Source organism: Stetteria hydrogenophila (genome assembly GCF_054657575.1).
This window is the reverse complement of the sequence record NZ_BAAHYL010000001.1, coordinates 404,598-424,550: the sequence shown is the minus strand read 5'-3', so window position 1 is coordinate 424,550 and position 19,953 is coordinate 404,598. Positions and strand designations below refer to the sequence as shown.

Annotated in this window: 21 protein-coding genes; 13 read left to right on the top strand and 8 right to left on the bottom strand. The window is 56.2% G+C overall.

Annotated elements, in window-relative coordinates:
* The first annotated feature begins 26 nt into the window (after positions 1-26).
* The 4 genes from ACYQ3J_RS02265 (at position 27) to ACYQ3J_RS02250 (ending at position 4,446) form a co-directional block, all read left to right on the top strand.
* Positions 27-1,469 carry an acetate--CoA ligase family protein gene (locus tag ACYQ3J_RS02265; protein WP_460123909.1) on the top strand — a complete coding sequence of 481 codons (1,443 nt, stop codon included), beginning with the start codon at positions 27-29 and terminating at the stop codon, positions 1,467-1,469.
* 60 nt (positions 1,470-1,529) lie between these two features.
* A complete protein-coding gene (locus ACYQ3J_RS02260) occupies positions 1,530-2,231 on the top strand; it encodes an acetate--CoA ligase family protein (protein WP_460123906.1) in 702 nt (233 codons plus the stop codon).
* Entirely contained in the window at positions 2,231-3,169 is a 939-nt protein-coding gene (locus ACYQ3J_RS02255) for a coiled-coil protein (protein WP_460123904.1), read from the top strand. Before ACYQ3J_RS02260 ends, ACYQ3J_RS02255 begins: the two co-directional genes overlap by 1 nt.
* 149 nt (positions 3,170-3,318) lie before the next feature.
* A complete protein-coding gene (locus ACYQ3J_RS02250) occupies positions 3,319-4,446 on the top strand; it encodes a DUF373 family protein (RefSeq protein ID WP_460123901.1) in 1,128 nt (375 codons plus the stop codon).
* Positions 4,447-4,465: 19 nt separating this feature from the next.
* Here the strand turns inward: ACYQ3J_RS02250 and ACYQ3J_RS02245 are convergent, their stop codons facing one another.
* A complete protein-coding gene (locus tag ACYQ3J_RS02245; RefSeq protein ID WP_460123898.1) occupies positions 4,466-5,122 on the bottom strand; it encodes an undecaprenyl diphosphate synthase family protein in 657 nt (218 codons plus the stop codon).
* A gap of 137 nt (positions 5,123-5,259) precedes the next feature.
* Here ACYQ3J_RS02245 and yjjX point away from each other — a divergent pair, with 137 nt between their 5' ends.
* Both yjjX and ACYQ3J_RS02235 read left to right on the top strand, forming a co-directional pair.
* Entirely contained in the window at positions 5,260-5,859 is a 600-nt protein-coding gene (gene yjjX / locus ACYQ3J_RS02240) for an inosine/xanthosine triphosphatase (protein WP_460123895.1), read from the top strand.
* A gap of 40 nt (positions 5,860-5,899) precedes the next feature.
* Positions 5,900-6,295: a 30S ribosomal protein S8e gene (locus ACYQ3J_RS02235; protein ID WP_460123892.1), complete on the top strand. Its 396-nt coding sequence runs from the start codon at positions 5,900-5,902 to the stop codon at positions 6,293-6,295.
* Positions 6,296-6,563: 268 nt separating this feature from the next.
* Here the strand turns inward: ACYQ3J_RS02235 and ACYQ3J_RS02230 are convergent, their stop codons facing one another.
* Both ACYQ3J_RS02230 and ACYQ3J_RS02225 read right to left on the bottom strand, forming a co-directional pair.
* The gene (locus ACYQ3J_RS02230) at positions 6,564-7,064 is read right to left on the bottom strand and encodes an Lrp/AsnC family transcriptional regulator (protein WP_460123890.1); all 501 of its coding nucleotides are present in this window, start codon (positions 7,062-7,064) and stop codon (positions 6,564-6,566) included.
* Positions 7,064-8,137: an NAD(P)-binding protein gene (locus ACYQ3J_RS02225; protein ID WP_460123887.1), complete on the bottom strand. Its 1,074-nt coding sequence runs from the start codon at positions 8,135-8,137 to the stop codon at positions 7,064-7,066. The genes ACYQ3J_RS02230 and ACYQ3J_RS02225 overlap by 1 nt, the downstream gene beginning before the upstream one ends.
* A gap of 336 nt (positions 8,138-8,473) precedes the next feature.
* On the opposite strand from ACYQ3J_RS02225, the gene ACYQ3J_RS02220 reads away from it, so the two are divergent.
* On the top strand, positions 8,474-10,186 hold the full coding sequence (locus ACYQ3J_RS02220) for an HD domain-containing protein (RefSeq protein ID WP_460123885.1): 1,713 nt from the start codon (positions 8,474-8,476) through the stop codon (positions 10,184-10,186).
* Between the two features lie 41 nt (positions 10,187-10,227).
* On the opposite strand, the gene ACYQ3J_RS02215 is transcribed toward ACYQ3J_RS02220, so the two are convergent.
* A complete protein-coding gene (locus tag ACYQ3J_RS02215; protein WP_460123882.1) occupies positions 10,228-10,497 on the bottom strand; it encodes a hypothetical protein in 270 nt (89 codons plus the stop codon).
* A gap of 528 nt (positions 10,498-11,025) precedes the next feature.
* Between ACYQ3J_RS02215 and ACYQ3J_RS02210 the strand changes: the two genes are divergently transcribed.
* A complete protein-coding gene (locus ACYQ3J_RS02210) occupies positions 11,026-12,135 on the top strand; it encodes a hypothetical protein (protein ID WP_460123879.1) in 1,110 nt (369 codons plus the stop codon).
* Between the two features lie 59 nt (positions 12,136-12,194).
* Here ACYQ3J_RS02210 and pdo read toward each other — a convergent pair whose 3' ends face one another.
* Positions 12,195-12,974, bottom strand: a complete 780-nt coding sequence (pdo, locus tag ACYQ3J_RS02205) for a protein disulfide oxidoreductase (RefSeq protein ID WP_460123876.1) — start codon at positions 12,972-12,974, stop codon at positions 12,195-12,197.
* A 111-nt stretch (positions 12,975-13,085) separates the two neighbouring features.
* Here pdo and ACYQ3J_RS02200 point away from each other — a divergent pair, with 111 nt between their 5' ends.
* Together ACYQ3J_RS02200 and ACYQ3J_RS02195 are read left to right on the top strand one after the other, a co-directional pair.
* The gene (locus tag ACYQ3J_RS02200) at positions 13,086-13,499 is read left to right on the top strand and encodes a transcriptional regulator (protein WP_460123874.1); all 414 of its coding nucleotides are present in this window, start codon (positions 13,086-13,088) and stop codon (positions 13,497-13,499) included.
* 203 nt (positions 13,500-13,702) lie between these two features.
* On the top strand, positions 13,703-14,665 hold the full coding sequence (locus ACYQ3J_RS02195; protein ID WP_460123871.1) for a helix-turn-helix domain-containing protein: 963 nt from the start codon (positions 13,703-13,705) through the stop codon (positions 14,663-14,665).
* 72 nt (positions 14,666-14,737) lie between these two features.
* Here ACYQ3J_RS02195 and ACYQ3J_RS02190 read toward each other — a convergent pair whose 3' ends face one another.
* Positions 14,738-15,595, bottom strand: a complete 858-nt coding sequence (locus ACYQ3J_RS02190; RefSeq protein ID WP_460123869.1) for a hypothetical protein — start codon at positions 15,593-15,595, stop codon at positions 14,738-14,740.
* A 903-nt stretch (positions 15,596-16,498) separates the two neighbouring features.
* Entirely contained in the window at positions 16,499-17,101 is a 603-nt protein-coding gene (locus ACYQ3J_RS02185) for a hypothetical protein (RefSeq protein ID WP_460123866.1), read from the bottom strand.
* Between the two features lie 133 nt (positions 17,102-17,234).
* Here ACYQ3J_RS02185 and ACYQ3J_RS02180 point away from each other — a divergent pair, with 133 nt between their 5' ends.
* From ACYQ3J_RS02180 to ACYQ3J_RS02170, 3 genes are all read left to right on the top strand, one after another.
* Positions 17,235-17,765, top strand: a complete 531-nt coding sequence (locus ACYQ3J_RS02180; protein WP_460123864.1) for a hypothetical protein — start codon at positions 17,235-17,237, stop codon at positions 17,763-17,765.
* Between the two features lie 387 nt (positions 17,766-18,152).
* Positions 18,153-18,323, top strand: a complete 171-nt coding sequence (locus tag ACYQ3J_RS02175) for a hypothetical protein (protein ID WP_460123862.1) — start codon at positions 18,153-18,155, stop codon at positions 18,321-18,323.
* Between the two features lie 26 nt (positions 18,324-18,349).
* Positions 18,350-19,588, top strand: a complete 1,239-nt coding sequence (locus ACYQ3J_RS02170; protein WP_460123859.1) for a tRNA (guanine(10)-N(2))-dimethyltransferase — start codon at positions 18,350-18,352, stop codon at positions 19,586-19,588.
* On the opposite strand, the gene ACYQ3J_RS02165 is transcribed toward ACYQ3J_RS02170, so the two are convergent.
* On the bottom strand, positions 19,483-19,923 hold the full coding sequence (locus tag ACYQ3J_RS02165) for a helix-turn-helix transcriptional regulator (RefSeq protein WP_460123856.1): 441 nt from the start codon (positions 19,921-19,923) through the stop codon (positions 19,483-19,485). The genes ACYQ3J_RS02170 and ACYQ3J_RS02165 overlap by 106 nt on opposite strands.
* Positions 19,924-19,953: the final 30 nt, after the last annotated feature.

The window sequence follows — 19,953 nt, the reverse complement described above, 5'->3', positions numbered from 1 at the left end:
CGTTTCAACAATTAGGGGATGATGTTTTGACTGTAGACAGGCTGGAATCGAGCCGGGTCAGCCACGAGCTGGACGTCTTCTTTAACCCTAAGAGCGTGGCGATCGTTGGGGCTTCGAGGAGGAAGGGCAGCGTAGGCAGGGCTATACTGGAGAACATGATGAGGAGCTATAAAGGAAAGATTTACCCAGTCAACCCTAAATACGATGAAATTCTCGGGCTCAAGGCTTTCCCCCGTTTGACTGACATACCGGAAGACGTGGATTTGGCCGTCATAGCCGTCAGGGCAGAGTTGGTACCAGCAATTATGGAGGACGCCGCCGCTAAGGGTGTTAGGGGGGTTGTAATAGTTAGCGCGGGGTTCGCGGAGGTAGGCGAAGAGGGTAAAAGGCTGCAGGACAGGATCCTGGAGATCGCGCGGAGGCACGGTATAAGAGTCGTCGGCCCCAACTGCATTGGCGTCTACAGCGCCCTGACGGGCGTCGACACGTTCTTCATGCCGTGGGAGAGGATGAAGAGGCCCCACAAGGGGCCTATAGCAATCATCAGCCAAAGCGGGGCATTCCTAACCTCGGTCATGGACTGGGCTGCGGAGGCAGGTATAGGGATAAGTAAGGCTGTGAACTTCGGGAACAAGATCGACGTGGATGAAGTAGACCTCCTCGAATACTTCGGGGAGGATTACAATGTAAGAGTGATCATTGTGTACCTTGAGGGCGTTTCGCCGGGTAGGGGTAGGGAGCTAATACGCGTCGCCCGGAAGGTCACGCTGGAGAAGGGGAAGCACATCCTACTCTTGAAGGGAGGGAAGACCTCCAGCGGCGCGAGGGCGGCAGCCAGCCATACGGCCGCGCTCGCCGGCTCCTACGAGGTCTTCAGGGCCGCGATGAAGCAGGCTAACATAATAGAGGTCGACGATATTGTAACCCTGTTCGACATGGCGAAAGCCCTGGCCCTCCTGAGAACCCCGAAGGGTAGGCGGGTCGGGGTTGTAACCAACGCCGGCGGCTTGGGGGTGATAGCCTCCGATAACCTGGTCAAGTACGGCCTTGAGGTGCCCCACTTCTCGGAGAGGCTGAGGGCCAGGCTGCGCGAGCTGTTCCCGCCGAGAGCAGCCGTGGGCAACCCCGTCGACTTGACTGGCGACGCGAGAGATGAGGACTTCAAGAAAGCCCTTGAGGCTCTGATAAACTCCGACGAGGTCGACATGATACTGGTCATCGTGCTCATGCAGCCGCCCACTTTAACCCTTAGGGTGGTAGACTACATAGCCGAGGAGTCGCATAAACGCAAGGATAAACCGGTTGTAGTAGCCACGGCAGGGTCCGAGTACGCTTGGAAGCTCAGGGAGTACCTGGAGAGCCGGGGGATCCCGGTCTACGAGTTCCCCGAGAGAGCGGCGAGGGCCCTCTATGCTCTTGCCCGGCGCGCCGGGATCCCGGAGGCCAGGATTGCCGAGGAGAGGGGGTGAAGAGCCACGCCCGGCCCAACGCTCGCGGGCTCCACAGGCTCCTCGAAGGGCTACGAGGCCATGGAAAGCATTATAGGTAAAGCGTTAGGTGAGGGGAGACGCGTCTTATACGAGCACGAGGCCTACAGGCTCCTAAAGCTCGCCGGGATAAGTGAGGTGCCCGACCACTGCCTGGCTAGGACCCGGGAGGAGGCCGCCGAGTGCTTCTCCGAGCTGCCGAAGCCCCTCGTGGCTAAAATAGTCAGCCCAGACGTTGTCCATAAAAGCGACGTGGGCGGCGTAATCCTCAACATAAAGAGCCTGGAGGAGGCGTTGGCGGCGTACGACAAGATCGTATCCAATGTTAAGCGCCACCTTCCCGATGCCAGGGTGCACGGTATCCTATACCAGCACATGGTCCCACAGGGGCTTGAAGTCATTATTGGCGCGAAGAGGGATCCCTTCTTCGGGGCCGTAGTCCTCTTCGGGCTGGGCGGCATCTTCGTTGAAATATTCAGGGATTACTCGATGCGCGTGACGCCCATAAACCTAGACGACGCAGTGGAAATGATGAGGGAGATTAGGGCTTATAAGCTGCTCGAGGGCTACCGCGGGCAACCGCCGCGGGATAAAATGGCGCTGGCGGAGATAATGTTTAAAGTCTCCCGTCTTATGGACTCCACCCCCCAGATATTGGAGTTGGACCTAAACCCCGTGATGAGCTACCCCCGGGGAGCGGCTGTGGCGAGTGCAAGAATAGTAGTTGGTGAGGGTGGAAAGTAGTGAGTGGCGAGTCGCCGGGGAAAGCCCAGAACAACACGCCCCTAACCGTTGAAATGGTTGAATCGCTCAGCGAAGCCGAGCTAGAGAGGCTCATAGACGAGCTTAAGGAGCGCATAGCCTCCCTGAAGGCCCAGCGAAGGGAGTTAATAGACGAGATCAAGGGAGTCAGAGAGCAGCGAATGAAGCTGATTGAGGAGAAGAGGCAGCTCGTCAAGAAACTCATGGATTTGAAGGCGAAGAAGAACGAGCTACTAGAGGAGCTGAAGAGCATCAAGGAGGAGAGGGATAAGCTCCGGGAGGAGTACAAGACGAAGAAGCAGCAGCTGGAGGTGGCCCGCAAGCTAGCTCAGAGCGAGGGGAACCTGGCCAAGATCAGCCTTGGGAGGCTTCAAAGAAGGCTTCAGGAGCTGGAATGGAGGCAGATGACCTCAGTGTTGCCGCCCCACGAGGAGCAGAGGCTCATCTCCGAGATTAGCAGGCTTGAAGAGCTCATCGAGCGCGTTAGGAAGGCCCGGCAGCAAATGCTATCCCTTATGGAGCTCGAGGTTGAAGTGAAAGCGTTAAGGCTGAAGATTCGCGACTTGCATGAGAAGGCCAACAGCATCCGAGAGGAGGTTGGTAGGATAAAGAATGAGATGAGCGAGATCTACAAGAAGATCGAAGAGTACAACAGCAAGATAGATGCCCTCACGGAGCGCATCAAAGAGCTGAGCCCAATGATCGACGACCTCTCCAAGCAGATAGATGCATTATACGAGATCTACAAGCATGCAAGGAAGAGGTTCAGGGACCTGAGGATCGCGAAGCAGCTCAACATGAGGCTAGATGAGTTGAAGAAGAAGAGGGAGGAGCTGAAGAAGAAGTATGAGAGGGGAGAGCCTTTAAGCCTCGAGGAGCTGAAGATGCTGTTCTCCGACGTGGACGAGCTGGTTTCTTGAGGGTGGAGCGCTGGGGCAGCGCTCTTTTCTACCGTCCACGCAGGTTGCACCCCGAAATATCTTTAAGTCTGCGCCGCCGGAGTCTATTCACTCGCGAGGTTGCAATGGCTTCAGCAGTTAAACATACTCAACCTCCTAGAAGTGAGGGATTGAGGAGGGAGGCAGCGCAGAGGCGTGCGCTAGTTGTGGTTATAGACTTGGATGACGACATTGCCGAGGCGGGTTTTACAACCCCCATCATAGGTGAAGAAAACGTTCTCCGGGTGGCCATCGAGTTCGCCCTTTCCAAGCCGGAGGACTCCGATGCAAACGCCATCTTCGCAGGCTTGCAGCTTTACAGGAGGCTGGTATCTCAAGGCGTCCCGGCGGAGATAGCCATAGTCTCCGGGGTGAGGGATGATACCGTCGAGGCCCAGATAAGGGTTAGGAACCAGGTTAAGTCGATAGTAGAGAGTTTGGGAGGCAATGTGGAGCTATACCTTGTCAGCGATGGGGACGAGGATCTCCTAGCTTTGGAGGCGTTGAGGGAGGTAGCCCCGATAGTCGCTGTTAAAAGGGTGGTCGTCGAGCAACACCTAGGCTTGGAGGGAGTGTTCATACTCATCCTAAGGTACGCTAAGAAGGCTTTCCTCGACGTTAGGTTCTCAAAGTACTTCCTAGGCGTGCCTGGGCTCATCCTGGCGACGTGGGCTACCCTCAGCCTAGCCGGGTACGCTGACGTATTCTACAAGGTGGCGATGCTCATCCTCGGCCTGGCCATGATAGTTAAGGGGTTCAACCTTGAAGTCGAGATTGAGGGGTTCTTCAGCGAGCTAGTTAACAGGCCCCCCTTAATGCTGGCTGGCAGTATAGTCCTCATCATCTTCGCGCTCGCCAGCGCTGTGAGCGCGTACTACGCCTCCACAGCCTCCAGCGCCCTGCAGGCGCTGGCGATCATAATGAAGAACTCTGTGCCCCTGCTAGCGGCGGGTATGATAGCTTACGTAGTCATCTCCAGGATTCTATACAAGATCTCAAACAGCGACTTCGACCTGCACAAGGACTTAGCTATCATCGTGCTAGCGGGCTTCATGGCTCTGGCCTTCAACTCTCTAGGCAACCGCCTAGAGGGTATTCTATACAACGCTAGCTCCGAGGCGATAGTCGACGCCATCCTTGGAAGCAACTTCGTGGAGGCAGCCATCATAGGCGCAGGGCTGGCTGGAATCATCGAGCTGGCGGGCAAGTACCTCAAGGGTAAGAGGAGGAGCCAGTACAAGGACCCCGAGGACTCCTAACCGCCCGCGTTCGCGGGGTCTAGGCTCCAAACTTTCTCTGCACGCTCGCGTACCAGCGTAGGGCCTCGTCGATCTCCCTGATTGATATGTCGGGCCACAGGGTCTCTGTGAAGTATAGCTCCGCGTACACGGAGGCTAGGGGTAGGAACCCGCTTATCCTCCTCATACCGCCGCTCCTGATTACAAGATCTATCGGAGGCATGCTGAGGGTGAACGGCTCCACGCCTGCCTCGATCGACCTTCTCACCTCCTCCTTTACGCTGTAAAGGAACGCAATGTACAGGGTTCCACCGTCCCCCTTCCTCGTGTGCTCCATTAATTTGAGCGCCTCCTCTCTAACATCAACGGGTAGGTAGCTTAACTCGCCCAACACCACCACTTTGGCCCTTTTCTCGTTGACCTCCCGGTCCTCCCTTAGGTCCCTGAACCCCTTCTTAGCCAGCCTAAACAGGATCTCAACCTCTTGCCAGCTCCTCCTCAGGAAGTTGTCAAGGCTCATCGCGTAAATACTGATATTCCTCACGCCGAGGTTGAAGAGGTACCTGACAACTTCCCTGAGCTTATAATACCCCCTCAGGTAGCCTTCCCAGAGGCTTAAACCCCTTAGCTTCGCCCATCTCCTATTGCCGTCCGGAATTATACCCACGTGCCTAGGCAGCCTCATGGCGTTCATCATCAACATTCACCTTAATATTGCCTCCGGCACCAACCACCCCCGGAGGCGGTTAATGTTTTGCTTGCCCCCTGCATTCCCATCCATGGCTGGAGCGCGGGGATGGGTGGTTTAATTTGTGTGCCAGCGGCAAGGTAACCGTGGCTCTTGGCAGCGGGAACCCAGTGAAGAGGATGGCGGTTGAGAAAGCGTTCTCCTACTACTTCGACGCCTCAGTCGTCGCAGTACCCGTCCACACAGGCGTTCCGCCGCAGCCGGTAGGCTTAGGGGAGGTGGTTAGAGGGGCCGCCCTCAGGGCGGTGAGGGCCCTCGAGAAAGTCGACAGCGCGCACTTCGGCGTCGGCGTAGAGGCCGGGCTAATCGAGTTCATAGGCTCAACAGGGTTCATCGAAGTCCAGATCGCAGTGGTTGCGGGGAGGGACGGGAGGGCGAGCATCGGCTTAAGCCCGGGCTTCGAGCTACCCCCGTGGATCGTGGCGGAGATGCTCAAGGGAGCAGAGCTGTCGAGCGTTGCAGGCATCGAGAGGGGCAGGCGCGACATTGGGGAACACGTAGGGTACATTGGAGTCAAGACGTGGGGGAGAGTGACCCGCCACGACTTAACGGAGCAGGCAGTGATAATGGCCCTAACGCCCTGGCTCGACGATCCCTCATGGCTGGTGAGCGTCGACGAGCTACTGGAGCAGGCGAGCCTCACGCCCAAGCCCCGCCCCCGGGCTAGAGGGCAAAAATTAAACTAGACCCAGGCGAGGCCCGAAGCTCCGGGGGGGTGCAGGCTTAGTGGGAGTCTACCAGTGGAGGGACCACAAGAAGCCTAGTGGGGGCAAGAGGAACTGGTACTATAAGGTTAAGCGTAAGTACGCGTTCGGGAGACCCTTCACGCCGGCAGTGCTCAGCGACTCCGATGTCAGAGTGAAGATAAGGGTTAGGGGCGGCAACTACAAGATCAGGCTGAGAAGGGCAGCGTTCGCCGTCGTCTCGGACCCGAAGACGGGCCAGTCCAAGAAAGTGAGGATACTATCCGTCGTCGAGACGCCTGCTAGCAGGGAGTTTGCGAGGAGAGGCATAATAGTGAAGGGGGCCATAATCGAGACTGAGCTCGGGAGGGCCAGAGTCACCAGCAGGCCCGGCCAGGACGGCGTGGTGAACGCGGTCCTCCTAAAGGAGAAGCGCTAAGAGGCCAATACTCGCCTAGGCCCGCTGAGCCCCCTCTAAGGGGCGTACTCCCTCCACACTACTCTGCTATTCTGCCATTCCCATCATTTCAGGCCTGCGGTTAGGCTGGAAAGCTAGGAGAGCCCCCGGGGCAACGCCGCTGGCTGCGCGGCTTGAAGCCTTATCCGCCACGTGTGAGCGCCGGCTCTACACGGGGGCGGGATGAAGAGTAGCTAACCGGGGGAGCCGCAGGGCAATGGCCTAGGGCTCTCGCTGGACCGCTCCTCGGCTAGCCTTTCTTCCCGTCCTCCTTGGCTTCCATCCACTTCAACGCTAGGTCTATTATGCCCGAGCCGTCCTTTACTTTTCTAAGAACCATCATGACCTTGATGTCCTTGACTCCGGGCATTGTGCTCATCTCGTCCACGATGCGCATCAGTTTCTCCTGATCCGGCGCGTACGCCTTCACTATGAACTGGTAGTCTCCGCTTATCTCGAATGCTTCATACACTCCTATCGACCGCTTGAGTTGTTCCCGGGCCTCCTTCAAGTAGGGGGCTTCAATGCTTAGCAGGATGTATGCGGAAACGTTTAGCCCCATCTTTTCAGGGCTCACTTCAACCCTGAACCCTTTTATAACCCCCTTCTCGATGAGGTTCTTCACCCTCAGGTAAACGGTCGTCTCGCTCACGTTCATCATCCTTGCCAGTCTCCTCCACGGTATCCTGGCGTCCTCGAACAGGATCTTCAGGATCTCGACGTCTTTCTCGTCGAGCCGCATCGCGTGCATCACCCAGCCGCGATAATCCTTAACAGGCGAGAGGCGAGCCTTGGCCTCGAAGCGAGTGCTCTGGCTATTTTAGCTGTTCTCAGTGACCCCAGCGAAACCTCGATGTGGACGTCTTCGGGTATTGATAGGAGTAGCTCCCTCCTCCTAGTAGCCGGCAGCCTCTTAACGTACTCAAGAATCCGCCTTTGGACGCGGATCGCCCTAGCTATCCGGGTCGATAGCTGGGCTTTAACGGGGTCCCTCCCCGAGGCGAGGGCTTCAGCGGCCGCCCACCCCGAGATCATTGCTGGCCTGATACCCTCACCCGTTAGGGGGAGCACGAAGCCTGCAGCCTCCCCTACGAGGTAGACGGGGCCCTCCCTCCTGGCGTTCACGCCCCCTACAGCTATCAACGCCCCTTGGGGCGGCCCGTAGACCCCCTCCACCCGCCCGCTCCTCTTAATGAATGCGTTAAGCATATCGATCAACTTTCTGGGGTCAGCGTAGCCCCCGACTCCAATTTCAGCGCGCCTCTTATCCCCGAGCGGGAAGATCCAGTAGTACCCGATCAGCTCGGTGTCGAACATTATCTCGAGCACGTCGGGCTCCAGGTCCTTAACCCTTCCATGCACCTGCACCGCCGCTATTTTCTCGCCCGGATAGTAGGCCCAGCCGCCTGCTAGGAGTATCCTGCCACTCCACCTGTCAAGGTCGACCCGGGATCCCCGCGTTTTCACGGATCGACGCCTCACGTCGTAGAAAGACCTAGTCACCAGCTCGGCTCCGCTCTCGACTATGATGGATTCAAGCATTCTACTCTTATCCACGATGTAACCGTTAACCCTCCCGTGGATTTCCACCGCCGGCTCTCCATCCACGTATAGTTTAACCCCCCTGACCTCAGCTAGCACAGAGTCCTTTGGCACAGCGACCGGGAGATCCTCGACCGCCGGTATCCCCATGCCGCAGGGTTTAACGGCAAGCCTTTCGTGAGCCTCGTAGACCGTCACGCTGTAGCCTAGCCTGGCAAGCCTCGCTGCAGCGGCTGCGCCGGCGGGTCCAGCGCCTACTACGATGAACTCCGGCTTCGCCAAACCCGGCGCCCTCCTAGGAGAAGGGGGTAACGGCTCCCTCCGCCCCTTTAATTGCCCGTCTAAAGGAATTATGATATGTTAGCGTAAAGCAGTATATCAGCCTAACATCCTACCATGTTAAACATTTCAATTTAGACATAGCCATCATTATCCCGGGCCAGCTTCTCGACTCCAGCGAGGAGAGCCAGGGAAAGCCTCGGGATCAGGCTCTGCAGCCCCAGGGGCGGGTAAGGCAAACATGGAGGGTGAAGCCGTGTAGGCCTAGAGGCCTACGCGGGTTGAACCCCTACTTTATAGCCTTCGTCCTATTCAATGGTGTAGCGTGGATGACGCTTCATGGCTCCAGCAACTACTGCGGAGAGCATAGAGCTGGGGCCTTTCCCGTATAGGGCAACGATACTTGACCCTATACATAAGGAGATCAAGATCAATATTCTCGAGTACAACCTGCTCCAGACCCCATTCACGAGGCGCCTCCACAACGTCAAGCAGCTGGGCCTAGCCTACCTGATCTACCCTCAAGCGAAGCATTCACGCTTCGAGCACAGCCTGGGTGTGGCGCACCTCTCAGGCCAGATAGCTGCCAGGTTGGCTTCGGGCTTGCTCGCCAGGCCGGGCGAGGCTAAGTCTATATTCACCAAGGAGACCGACAAGTCCGTCAGGAACTTCGTGGGGGTAGCCCGCCTAGCCGGGCTGCTCCACGACCTCGGGCATCCCCCCTACAGCCACTCCCTCGAGAACGTATTCGAGAAAGTCGCCAGCTCCGACGACGGCTGCGGGGGATCCCTCTCGGGGATAGGCAGGGTTATAGACAAGGTCAGACAGTACAAAATAAAACTGCACGAGTACGCCACCATCCACTTCGCCCTGAAGATGAAGGAGTTCATCGAGGAGAAGATGCCCGAGGAGGCGCCGCAGGCAGGGGCCATGCTGGACTCGGCGCTCGAGGTGCTTAGCAGGACGTGGACCGGGAGCTGCACCGCCCCCAGCGACTCAGTATCCATCGGGGCGCTGGAGGAGCTGGGGATAAGCGAGGAGGGCGCCGCGCTCCTCGCCTCTATCATCTCGAACGACCTTGCCGACAGCGACAGGCTCGACTACCTCCTCCGCGACGCGTACAACACTGGAGTAGTCTTCGGCACGATAGACTACCATAGGCTGATCGACAACCTCTACGTGAGCTTCGTGAGGGGCGTGCCTAGGCTTGCACTGGGCGTGAAGGGGCTTCCAGCCATCGAGCACGTGATAGAAGCCCGCTATAGGATGTATAGGATAGTATACTTCCACCACAAGCAGATAGCTCTCAACATAGCTTTAGGGGAGGCTTTCAAGGAGCTCCTCAACAACTGGGACGAGGCCGCGCTGCCCTCGTACAGGGACTGCATAGACAAGCCCTATAACGTCATGGACCCCGAAGTGATTGCTAGGTGCATCGAGGAAGAATTCTTCCTCTACGATGACTCAGAGTTCGACGTAATGATTAGGAACCTTCTACGGATAAAGGGCAGGCCTAGGCGGTGGGCCGCGAGCCTCTTCAGCGACAGGAGACTCCTACCCATAAGCCTCATCAAGAGGCCTGAATCGTTTATCTACCTCATCCTGGACTGGCTGTTTGACAGCGTCGACTCTGAAGCCCTCGTCAAGCCCGCCGCGCACTCCATGCTGAACCCCTTAATCCTACAGTTTAAGGACCGCCTCTCAAGGCTTGTCTCCGAGGACATTGATGTGCTTAAGGGTGAGATAGCGAGAATAGTTGGGAGCGAGACCGGGTTGAGGGAGGACGAAGTCAAGGTTGACGTTTGGACCGGCCTCATAGGAGGCGGGGGAGGCAGGAACGAGGCCTCCTGCCGCCGCATCGAGATCCTCGGGAGGGAGTCAACGCTCTACGTTAGGCTGGTTGAGGAGCTGTCAAGCATACCCCTACTCTCCGCCTACGTCTACAGCGACGACGTCGAGTTGCACCTTAGGATCTACAAGGTTAGAGGCGAGATACGGAGGAAGACGGAGAAGGCCGTGGAGCGCATACTGCTTAACGCTGCAAGAGCCTAGATGCGGGATTGGGCCAGGCCGAGAAAAGGGCGCTACGGCTACTAGTGGCTCGTGAACTGCCTGAACTGGCGGGCAACGTAAGCAGCTAGGGAACCCTTCGGCTTAACGCCGGACTTGATCCACTCGAGCACGAGTGCCAGCCTCGAGCGGTCGGTTAGCAGGAGCCAGGCAACCCTGCCCGGCCAGCCGGGTAGCTTAGCCATCCTGGCCAGCGTGCTCTCCAGGGGCTCGCCCCTCCTACGAGCCTCTCCCAGCGCAATCGCGGCCACAGCAATCCATCTCTCAACGGCCTCCCTCTCAAGTAACGCCACAACCAGCACCCCTCAGCATTTACCCAACGTCAAGTTCAATAGGCTACTACCCCGGATTACCGGCCGCCTATTGATGCCCAGTGAAGGAGCGACAATGCACCCGGGAGGCCCCCGGAATTACCCTTGAAGCCGCGGAGCGGGTCAGGCCGCGGAATACACCCTCACCAGCTCGGGTTGGGGGCAAGTATCCTCATACCCGCTCCTCCAAGAAGACCCCGGAGGCTCCACGTGAGTACTTGAACTTTAACAACCGCGGCGAGCGCGTAACACCCGCCGAGCCCTACCCGGCCGCCCCCGGGCCCCTTCACGGGGAGATCCCCGCCTGTGAAGGCCGCTGCACCGTTGGCACTTAGCACTAGCCCTTAGAGTTGCTTGGGAAAACTTTATGGGCGGCACGCCTCTGTCGCTTCCTCCTAGAGGGGCCGGTAATGAGGTCTTACTCCCGGACGGAGCTGGCTTGGGTGAAGACTACTTACCCGCCCGACGCCGGCCCCTCGGGGGTCACTGGCTGAAGTGGCTTCCGCGCGCGTGAGCAGGCTTCGCCACCCGCTGTTCGACTGGAGCGAGTGCATGGGGCGGGGGCCTGGGCTCGAGCGCGTGCTACACCTGCTGGGGTCGACTCTCCTACTAGAGGAAGTCGAGGTGGATGGAGTTCCTCCCTTCACGCTCACTCACCCGCGCGGCGTGGCGAAGCTCAGGGTCAACGGGGGCGGCGAGCTCGAGGCGTGGGAGCCCCTAAAGCCGCCTGTGGCCGAGTGCATCGGCAGGCCCCTCTACGAGCCGGTATGGGTCGGCAGGCCCCGCTTCAACCCGACAAACGCCTGGGTGGACCTCCTGGCCCCGCTGGGGGACGGCTCGTTCCTCCACGCCCGCGCGGGGCCCCTGGGCGGCTTCACGTACGAGAGCGTGGACGCGCCGCTAACCGCCTCGGTGGGCAGGGTCGGCCTGGGCGGCGTAAAGGTGCCCCTCGCCGGGAGGTGCTCGCCCAGGGAGTTCGGCGGCTGGCATGCATGCGAGGGGCTAGCCTTCTCCAGCCGCCACGCCAAAATAGTCACCGCCACCCCCCTAGATGTTGAGACGCAGTGCTTCAGGCTTAGGAAGGAGATCCTCCACCCCGCAGGCTTTGCCCGCCTCGACTATAGCGTGGACGAGGTTGAAGCCAACGCGGTGCACGTGAGCTGCCCCAGGGCCTCCTTCTACATAGCTTCACCCTTCGGCTTCAAGGCAAGCTTCAAGGGCCACGGAAGACTCCGCGTCGAGCCCTTGGGTTTAACGGTCATCGGGCTCGGGAGCCGCTTGGACGCCGTGAAGGCGCTGGCCTCGACCACCCCGCCAAGGGTTGAGGGGGCGTGGGTAACCCTCAGAGGGGGCCTTCTATGCCTAATCACCGACTCCACGGGCGACCGGGTCAGAGCCTCCGCGTGGAACCCCGCCGCCGACGACGCTTACTGTGAAATAGTATACAGGGCCAGGGCTAGAAAAGCGAGGGTAACCGACCCGGCGGGGGCCGTAGACGTCGAGGTATCGAGGGGGATCCTTAGGCTACCCGTCCCCGGCTATACGTGGGTTTGGGTGGAAACCGAGCGCTACAGGGGCCTTGCCGAGAAGCTGCGCGAGCTGAAAGAGTTGAAACATTAGCCCTCCCGCGCCCGCAGCCGCCCCCGTGGGGGGCGGCGCTTTCCGGCGGTGTGGAGTGGCTAGAACTTTGTAGCCCCCTCGAACTCCTTGGCCACTAGCTCCTCGATCCTCCCCTCGCTCGCCGCGACGATGTAGTTGATGAAGTCCTCCTCGTAGGGTACTCCTATGAAGGCCAGTTTCCCGTTGAGGGCTATGGCTGGAACGCTCATCACTCCATACTTGTCTGCAATGTCGGGGTTCTCGTAGGCCTCGACAGTCTCGGATATCACCTTGGGGTTGCCCTGCTTCACAGCCTCATAGGCCATCATGTTCGCGAGCAGGACGGCGTAGGGGCAGTATGGGCACGAGGGGGTCACTATGGTCTCTATGTGAACCTCGCCCTTGAGCGACGCCAGAGTCTTCTTCGTCTCCTCCTCAAGCCCCGAGTCGCCCTCGCTTATCCTCATGATGGTTTCAATGAAGCCCTTGATCTCCTCCTCGGCCGGGATCCCCGTGTACTTTATGTATCCGTCGAGGAGCGTCACGCTTGGCACGCGTTCAACCTTCTGCCGTTTAAACTCTTGGAGGTCATCCGGCTTAGACTTATCGAAGATCCTCACCTCAATAAGGTGTTTCCCGTCGACCACCGGGGAGTTCTCCTGGATTACCTTGACTAGCTTTACCGTATCCTCGCACGTCTCGCAGTTCGGGCCTATGAATACGTCGACGCGTACAGGCTTCACCATGTAGCTTAGGGTCTCCTTCAACTCCTGCAGCAGGTCCGGGGTGAACTCCAAGGTGTAGAACTTCATCTCCATCACCCCTGCCCCGTGCTTCAGAGGCTCGAAGTAGCACAGCATATATGCGCTGGCTCTATAAACTTTGAGCTAAAAAGTATAATTGGCCTACACGACTGAGAGCGATGATGGGAGGTTGACATGGCGAACGAAATAGAATTCAATTCGTCCTTGATGCCTTGCGAAATAACCGCCAAGTACATTATACCATCCATACGAGCCCTTATAGCTAAGGTGCTAGTCGAGGAATACGGTGTCCCCAGGTATAGAGTCGCAAAACTGTTAAACACAACTCCTGCCTCTATAACCAATTACCTAGAGGGCAGAAGAGGCAACAAGTTCCTAGAAGCCTTGATGGAGAACGCTGAAGTAAAGTCTATTGTTAGAAGGTTTTGCGAGAAAATACTCAGCCACCCGGAGCAAAGCTCGATCGACATGGCTGAATACCGGGAAGTAGTCTGCTCCATCTGTACTCAAATAAACCCGCTTGCAAGGCTTGCATTGGGCTCGCGTCCAGGCGGCCACCCGCAGCTACTGACGGGTAAGCGGAAGAAGCAGTTAACGCTGGCAAACCAGGATGGATTGTAGTGTAGCCAATACCCAATCCTACGCTTCACTATTGAAAGCTTCTAGGGGCATGAACCCGCCGCCACATCCTAAACGGGATAGTTAGCTGCACAACTTCATGGAAGTCTTTCTACGCACACGAAAGCTTTTAAGGCTTTATATAATATGAGAGTCTGGAACTAGGTAGACGCGGAACTGGATGTCAATGCTGCCAGGGATTGGACTTGAAGGGCAGAGCTGAGGTAAGGGGGCTGCTATATAGGGTTTTGGCATCCATGTACCGGTACGCAGAGAAAGTTGAAGTTATAGAATACCCGCGCAACGAGGACAGGCGAAGCATAGACCTTGCAGTAGTGTTGAGGAACAAGAACAAGCTTCTAGTCAAGGTAGCCCTTGACTTGAGCAAGCTGCCGAAGAACGAGATCGCAGAGCTCACAGCGGTGGCCTTAACGTTCAGGGTACCGGCGATCGTGACTGCCCTGTATAACAAGGAGAAGCCGCTTATTGAGGGGGTTGCCTACAGCAGGATGAACTTGATGGCGGTCGACCCCAACACTCTAGAGAGCGTCTTGAGCGGGCAGGGGAAGCTTTACGTCTACTCATCCAAGGACACCTTTAGAGTTAAGGTTAACCCCGAGAAGCTGAGGGAGAGGAGGAACTCGATGAACATGAGCCTAGGCCACGTGGCCTCCTACCTCGGCGTCTCAAGGGAGGCGGTGTATAGGTATGAAAGGGGCCTCATGGACCCGACCATCGACAAGGCTGAGAAGCTGGTGGAACTCTTCGGGGAGGATATACTGGAGGAGATAGACATCTTCAAGCCGCCCAAGACCATGCAGGGCGCGGGCTCGAAGCCTTCCACCACCGACGAGATACAGCTAGCCAATAAACTGGCCACCATGGGGTTAAGGGTCGTCCACACCAAGAGGACTGCCACCGACATAGTCGCCGCCTCGGACGAGGTGAAGATAGCCGCGATAGTCGAGAGGCGGAGGGAGTCGGCCTCCAAGCTCCTAGAGCGTGCAGAGTACGCAACCAGGCTTGCACAGGCAATCGACGCCAACATGATAGCCTTGACGAGGAATAGCGAGGTAGCCACGGAGCTGGAGGCTCTGGGCTTCGAGAGCGTAAAGGAGCCCCAGGAGGCCCGGGATCTCGTGAGAAGGAATCTCCTAAGAAACGAGTAGCGAGCGCAGCAGACCCGCTTGTATCAGTATCGGAAAGCCTAGCGCCGGCGAGCGCTGGGAAGGCTTGCCCCTCTAGATTACAACGAAGTTCTCCTTCTGACCGTCAAGCTCGCCCCTCGCCTTCTTCTCCTCCCAGATCTTCTTCACAACCTTTAGGGCGACCGCTCTTACCACCATTAAATGTATGTCGGTGTACTGCCTGATTATCTCGCGTATGGCGGTGAGGTCCGGCCAGGCATCGGAGTCGGTGCACGCCTTAGCTATGCCGGCGTTCTCCTCATCATACCTTATGAGCCTGTTCAGAGTATGCCTCATGGGCCCCCCGATCGGCACGTCGTAGAGCTTCTCCAGGAGCTCCTCAAGGACCTTAACCTTATTGGGGGCCATCATCTTCATGATTTTCATAAACCTGCCCATGTAAGAGCTTCTCTCGCTGAACTTCATTATCTCCTTCTTCTCCTCCTGGCTGGAGGCGTAGCCTAAGAGCCACCTAAGCTTCTTCTCCAAAGGCCAGTCCCTATACTCCCTGTCAAAGTCTAGAACCGTCGCCTTCATGAGGTACTCCAGGGCCTGCCTCACCGTGGAGTCGACGGCTTCAACCCTGCAAAGGAAAGCCGATAGGTTTATGCCGAAAGTGAACCTGGGCATAATGTAGCGGGCGTAATAAGCCAGCGCAGAGTCTTTAGGGAGCTCGGTGAAGGTATCTAGTGCCTCTGAGAAGGCGTAGTGCACGTCGTAAATCGCCTTGCCTAACTCCTTAACCTTGGGGTTTGAGTAAACGTCAGACCCTTTAATGGGGCTGGCAAGTCTATCAATCAACTTCCTAATATCATCAACGTCGCCCTCAAGCTGCTCCTCAACAGGCTCCACCCGGATCCCTCTTAACTCTAGGAGCAGGTCTCTCAGATCCTTCCCCTTATCTCCAAGCAACATACACTTGCCCCCCGATACATCCAACTCTATGTTAAACTCAGTTTTAAACTAGAGGCCTACTGCTCTATGTAAATCGGTAGACTCCAGTTTAAAAGGTTACGCCCACCAATAGCGGTTAGACCCTTAAAAATGAAACCCCAAGCTCCCACGACCCTCTGAAGATTGATAATCTGCAGGTTCCAAAACGCCTATAATACATATAATATATAGGGATACATAAAATGTTTTCGCTGCCCGTCCAATCTAAATCCCCTAGAAATCCCCTAGATGCACCGGTAATGCAAATGGTGGAATGCTAGCCTAGGCTTGAAGTGGAGGCGGGCTTCTTCGCACCCGAGGCGCTTAAGTTTAACCGGGTAGCACTTTGGAGCGCTGCAACGGCTTAGGTGTTGAGGACTTGAGCGGGATTAGGATTTCCAGTGTCTTCATCGCAAAGCGGCCGGGGGTTAGAAAGTCAACAATACTTTTTTTGCTCTATAGCTAGATACCATTGAGAAGAGAAAACGCAACTTGGTAGTATGTAAAAGAGCCGATGTAACTGATGTAATAGACTCTAACAGAATTATAGATATTTGATTAGCTATGAGAGGTAGCTTCCTCAATAAGGCCGTCCAAAAACCGTGTCGCGTCTGATGGGCGTTGATAGGTATGGGGTGTTTTAAATCCTGGGTACCCTGGATATATCTGAGACCTACTCCCTCTGCCCCAGGCAGGCTTACTGCCTATCGGAGCAGGCAGTTGAAATGCATGTCTTCAGATGTGGGACCCTAGGAGTTGCCCTGAAAAGGGGGGAGCAAGCCCCCTATTAGGGGTGATGCGCCGGGCGATGGCTCCAAAGTCTACATAGAAGATTAAGGTTATGTAGGTTAAACCCCCGCGGGCTGAGCTATTAATTCTTTATTAATCCTTTTCTTTACTCTCTTTACTGGGTTGCTCGACTAGATTTTCATCTTCTATACATAAGTCTTCCCTACACCTTACTTCGTTAACTTGAGTTAGATCTACAGTCTTCGGTATATATAACACTAGATTCATTAAGGTTTCACGTAGTATTCTTCTTGCATCATATAGTACCTTCAAACTATTGATCGCTTTTTGATCATCAATTCTACGGATTATTTTCTCTATATTTTCATCGCAGTGTACTAATGCCATAGATAAGTGTTTTATTGTGCACCAAAGATTTTCTGCTCCTCCTCTAAACTCTCCTCCACCACCTTCACTACGTAAACCAGCATAATCTAATAGTATTTGGCCAATATTCTTTCTAAGGATTCTTAACCCGTCTATTAGTGCGGCTAGTGTCGGCTCTCCAATCTCAGCCTCTATCTCTAATAGATGTTGCTCTGAATGGGCTATATGGGCTATAAGGTATAGCAATTCTTCTAGTAGAGCCTCCTCCCAGACACCAGACTTTATGCTTGTTTGAGGCTTCGTAGCCATAAGGCTTTTCTCGCCAACTTGCACCTTCTCCTTTATCTCTCCAGCCATCTCAGCAACCACCCACTTCGGCGAGATGTAGAACTAAAGGACTTGAAGTCTTCAATAACATGTACTGTTTTGTCTTAATCAAATCCAACTTGTAAACCTTATAAAATTTGCACCGCGATTCCAAAAAGAAGGGGACTAAGCAGTCATGGAGGATAAAGAGTTAAATAAGATATTGGATAAGTTATTAATTGAATTTATACTGCATGGTAAAATTAGGAGGAAGGAAGAAAATCGCTTAGTTAAGTTAAAAAGGATTACTGCTACATCGCCGCATGGAATATATGTTTATGATAAAGCTAGTGATGTATGGGTGCTTAAATATATTGAGGGAGAAGAGTTTAAGCCTTGGAAGGATGGATATTACGCAATATATTTTGATAATACACTCTGCCCTGCATGCAAGGTATACGATCTAGTATGGTTTCCATATGTAAGCCTCGTAGGGAGGAAACTTGAGGATACGGAATTCGTGGTAGTATTATGTGAATGGTTTAGTAGGAGGTGTAGGTCCTCCGCAGCAGCTAAGAGCTTTGAAAAATATAATATCCATGTATCGCCTACAACTGTACTCCTAAAAGTTGAAAACAACGTAATAGTGAAAAGGGAGGACATTAGAGGAGCTAAGCCGCTAGATGTCTTAATAAAGAAGATAGATTCATTTAGAAGCTCCGCATAATTAGTAGTCGCATAATTAATGTTCGTAAATATAATATCCATAGTGGGACTAGGCTATCTGTGGCGCCCCTACAAAGTATGGAGCGCCCTTGGCTTGGGTCTTTCCAGTCCTAAACCTCATCCACTACTTGGAGGTATCCCGCCGCGTCTAGCGGTGGGTCTATCGTGTCTTCCGGATATCCTCCTGAAAGGCTGTCCCGGGGGGTTGGGAGGTACACCGTTAACACCGTTAACCTAGCCGCCTGTGCCCTGGGAAGTGCGCAATACTCAAGGCTCTCAGGGACGCCGACGTTGTTGCTGTCGACAAGATAGACCCTATGGAGCCTGCCTCCAGCGGGTTCAGCGGCACAACCATTAAGGCTCTGGAGCTGGAGAAGCTTATCCGGCCATGGTCCACGAGGGGCTGGAGGCTAGGGATCTAGGGGGGGTTTACAGGCTCGTGGAGGGGAGGGGGTTAGTCATCTACTTAACGGAGTCCATCAGGGAGGCTCACATGGCCAGGGCGAGGGAGTACGCCGGGATCCCGGCTAGGAGCGCGGGCTGCGCTGGGCGGCAGTGAAGGCTAAGGTGCTAAGGTGGAGGTGGATGCCTCTCTCGGTGATCCGTGAGGGGCTTGCACTGGTTAAGACTTGGGATCCTCGGGAGGCCAGCGTCGGCGGTAGGCTCGAGCCTGCCTGGTTGCCCGTGTTCTACAACCCCGTCATGGTGTTCAATAGGGACCTGAGCGTTGCGAGCCTCCAGGCGTACATCGACCTCTACGCCCCTCACCGAGGGGTAACGGTTGTCGAGCCCCTCACAGCAACCGGCGTCAGGGCGGTAAGGTACGCCCTCGAGGTTGAAGGCATTGAGAGGGTGGTGGCGGGGGACATAGACCCGAAGGCTGTGAGGCTGGCGTTGGAGAACGTTGAACTCAACAGGGTCGAGGGTAGGGTCTCGGTGGTTAGGGCCGACGCTAACGCCTTGATGTATAGGCTCCGCTACGAGGATCCCACCCCCGTGCTAGCCGTCGACCTGGACCCCTACGGGAGCCCGGCCCCCTTTCTGAGGGCGGCGGTGGCGCTCATAGGCCACAAGGGCCTCCTAGCCATGACCGCCACGGACGTTGCGGTGCTCGAGGTAGCCAAGCGGGAGGCGGCTAGGAGGAGGTACCACGTCACGGGCGCCCCCACGCCGCAGTCGAAGGAGACGGCTGCAAGGGTGCTCGCAGGCTTCGTTGCCAGGGTGGCCGCAGAGCACGATAAGGCCGTGAAGCCCCTGCTAGTCTACCACGCTGACCACTACATTAGGGTATACTTCCTCGTCGAGAGGGGCGCTAGGCGCGCGGACAGAGTGCTCCAGGAGAACCTGGGCTACCTTACGTACTGCAGGCACCTCGGCTACGCAGTGCTAAACGCTGGGTGCCCAGAGCCGAGTGGAAGCGTCCGCGTGGAGCCCCTCTGGACGGGGCCACTCTACGATGAAGCCTTCGTCGAGAGGGTAATCCGGATCCTCGAGGGCAGGGCCTACCTTGAGACGAGGCAGCGTGGATTGAAGCTGATGAAGCTGATACTGGAGGAAGCCGGCCTAGACGAGAGGGTCCACCAGAGGCTGGATGCCCTCTGCTCGGCGCTGAGGCTCAACATGCCCAGGATGAGCGCCGTCCTGGAAGGACTGGAGAGCATGGGGTACCGGGCATGCAGGACGCACTTCTCACCCATAGGGTTGAGGACCGACGCAGGCTACCCGGTCATATCCTCGCTGCTCTCAGAGCTATCCTGCCCCCGCCGGGGCTCCACGAGCTTAGCGATCCAGCGCTCCAGCCACGGGCAGGTGGCGGGCTCGTAGAGGTTCCCCACGCCGCACTCCTTCCTGTAGGGGCAGACGCTGCAGGGGATGTCGAGGATGGAGGATACATCCACGGCTATGCTGAGTGAGGGTGTACCGCTGTCGACCAGGTAGAGCCTGTAAGTCATCCTCCCGTTGACGGTCACCTTGTCCCTCTTTATAAGCCCGCGCTTGACAAGCCTCGTCACAATCTTGGAGCCAAGCCTACTGTTCACTCCGAGCATTTTAATCAGCTGGCTCTGCAGTATACCCTCCTTGCCAGAGTTCTCGATGATCTTCAATACCTTCTTCTCCAAAGCCTCCGTAGTGTTTGCACTATAACTCGACACCGTCACCACCACGTGCCGCTTTCGCTTCCTTTTAAG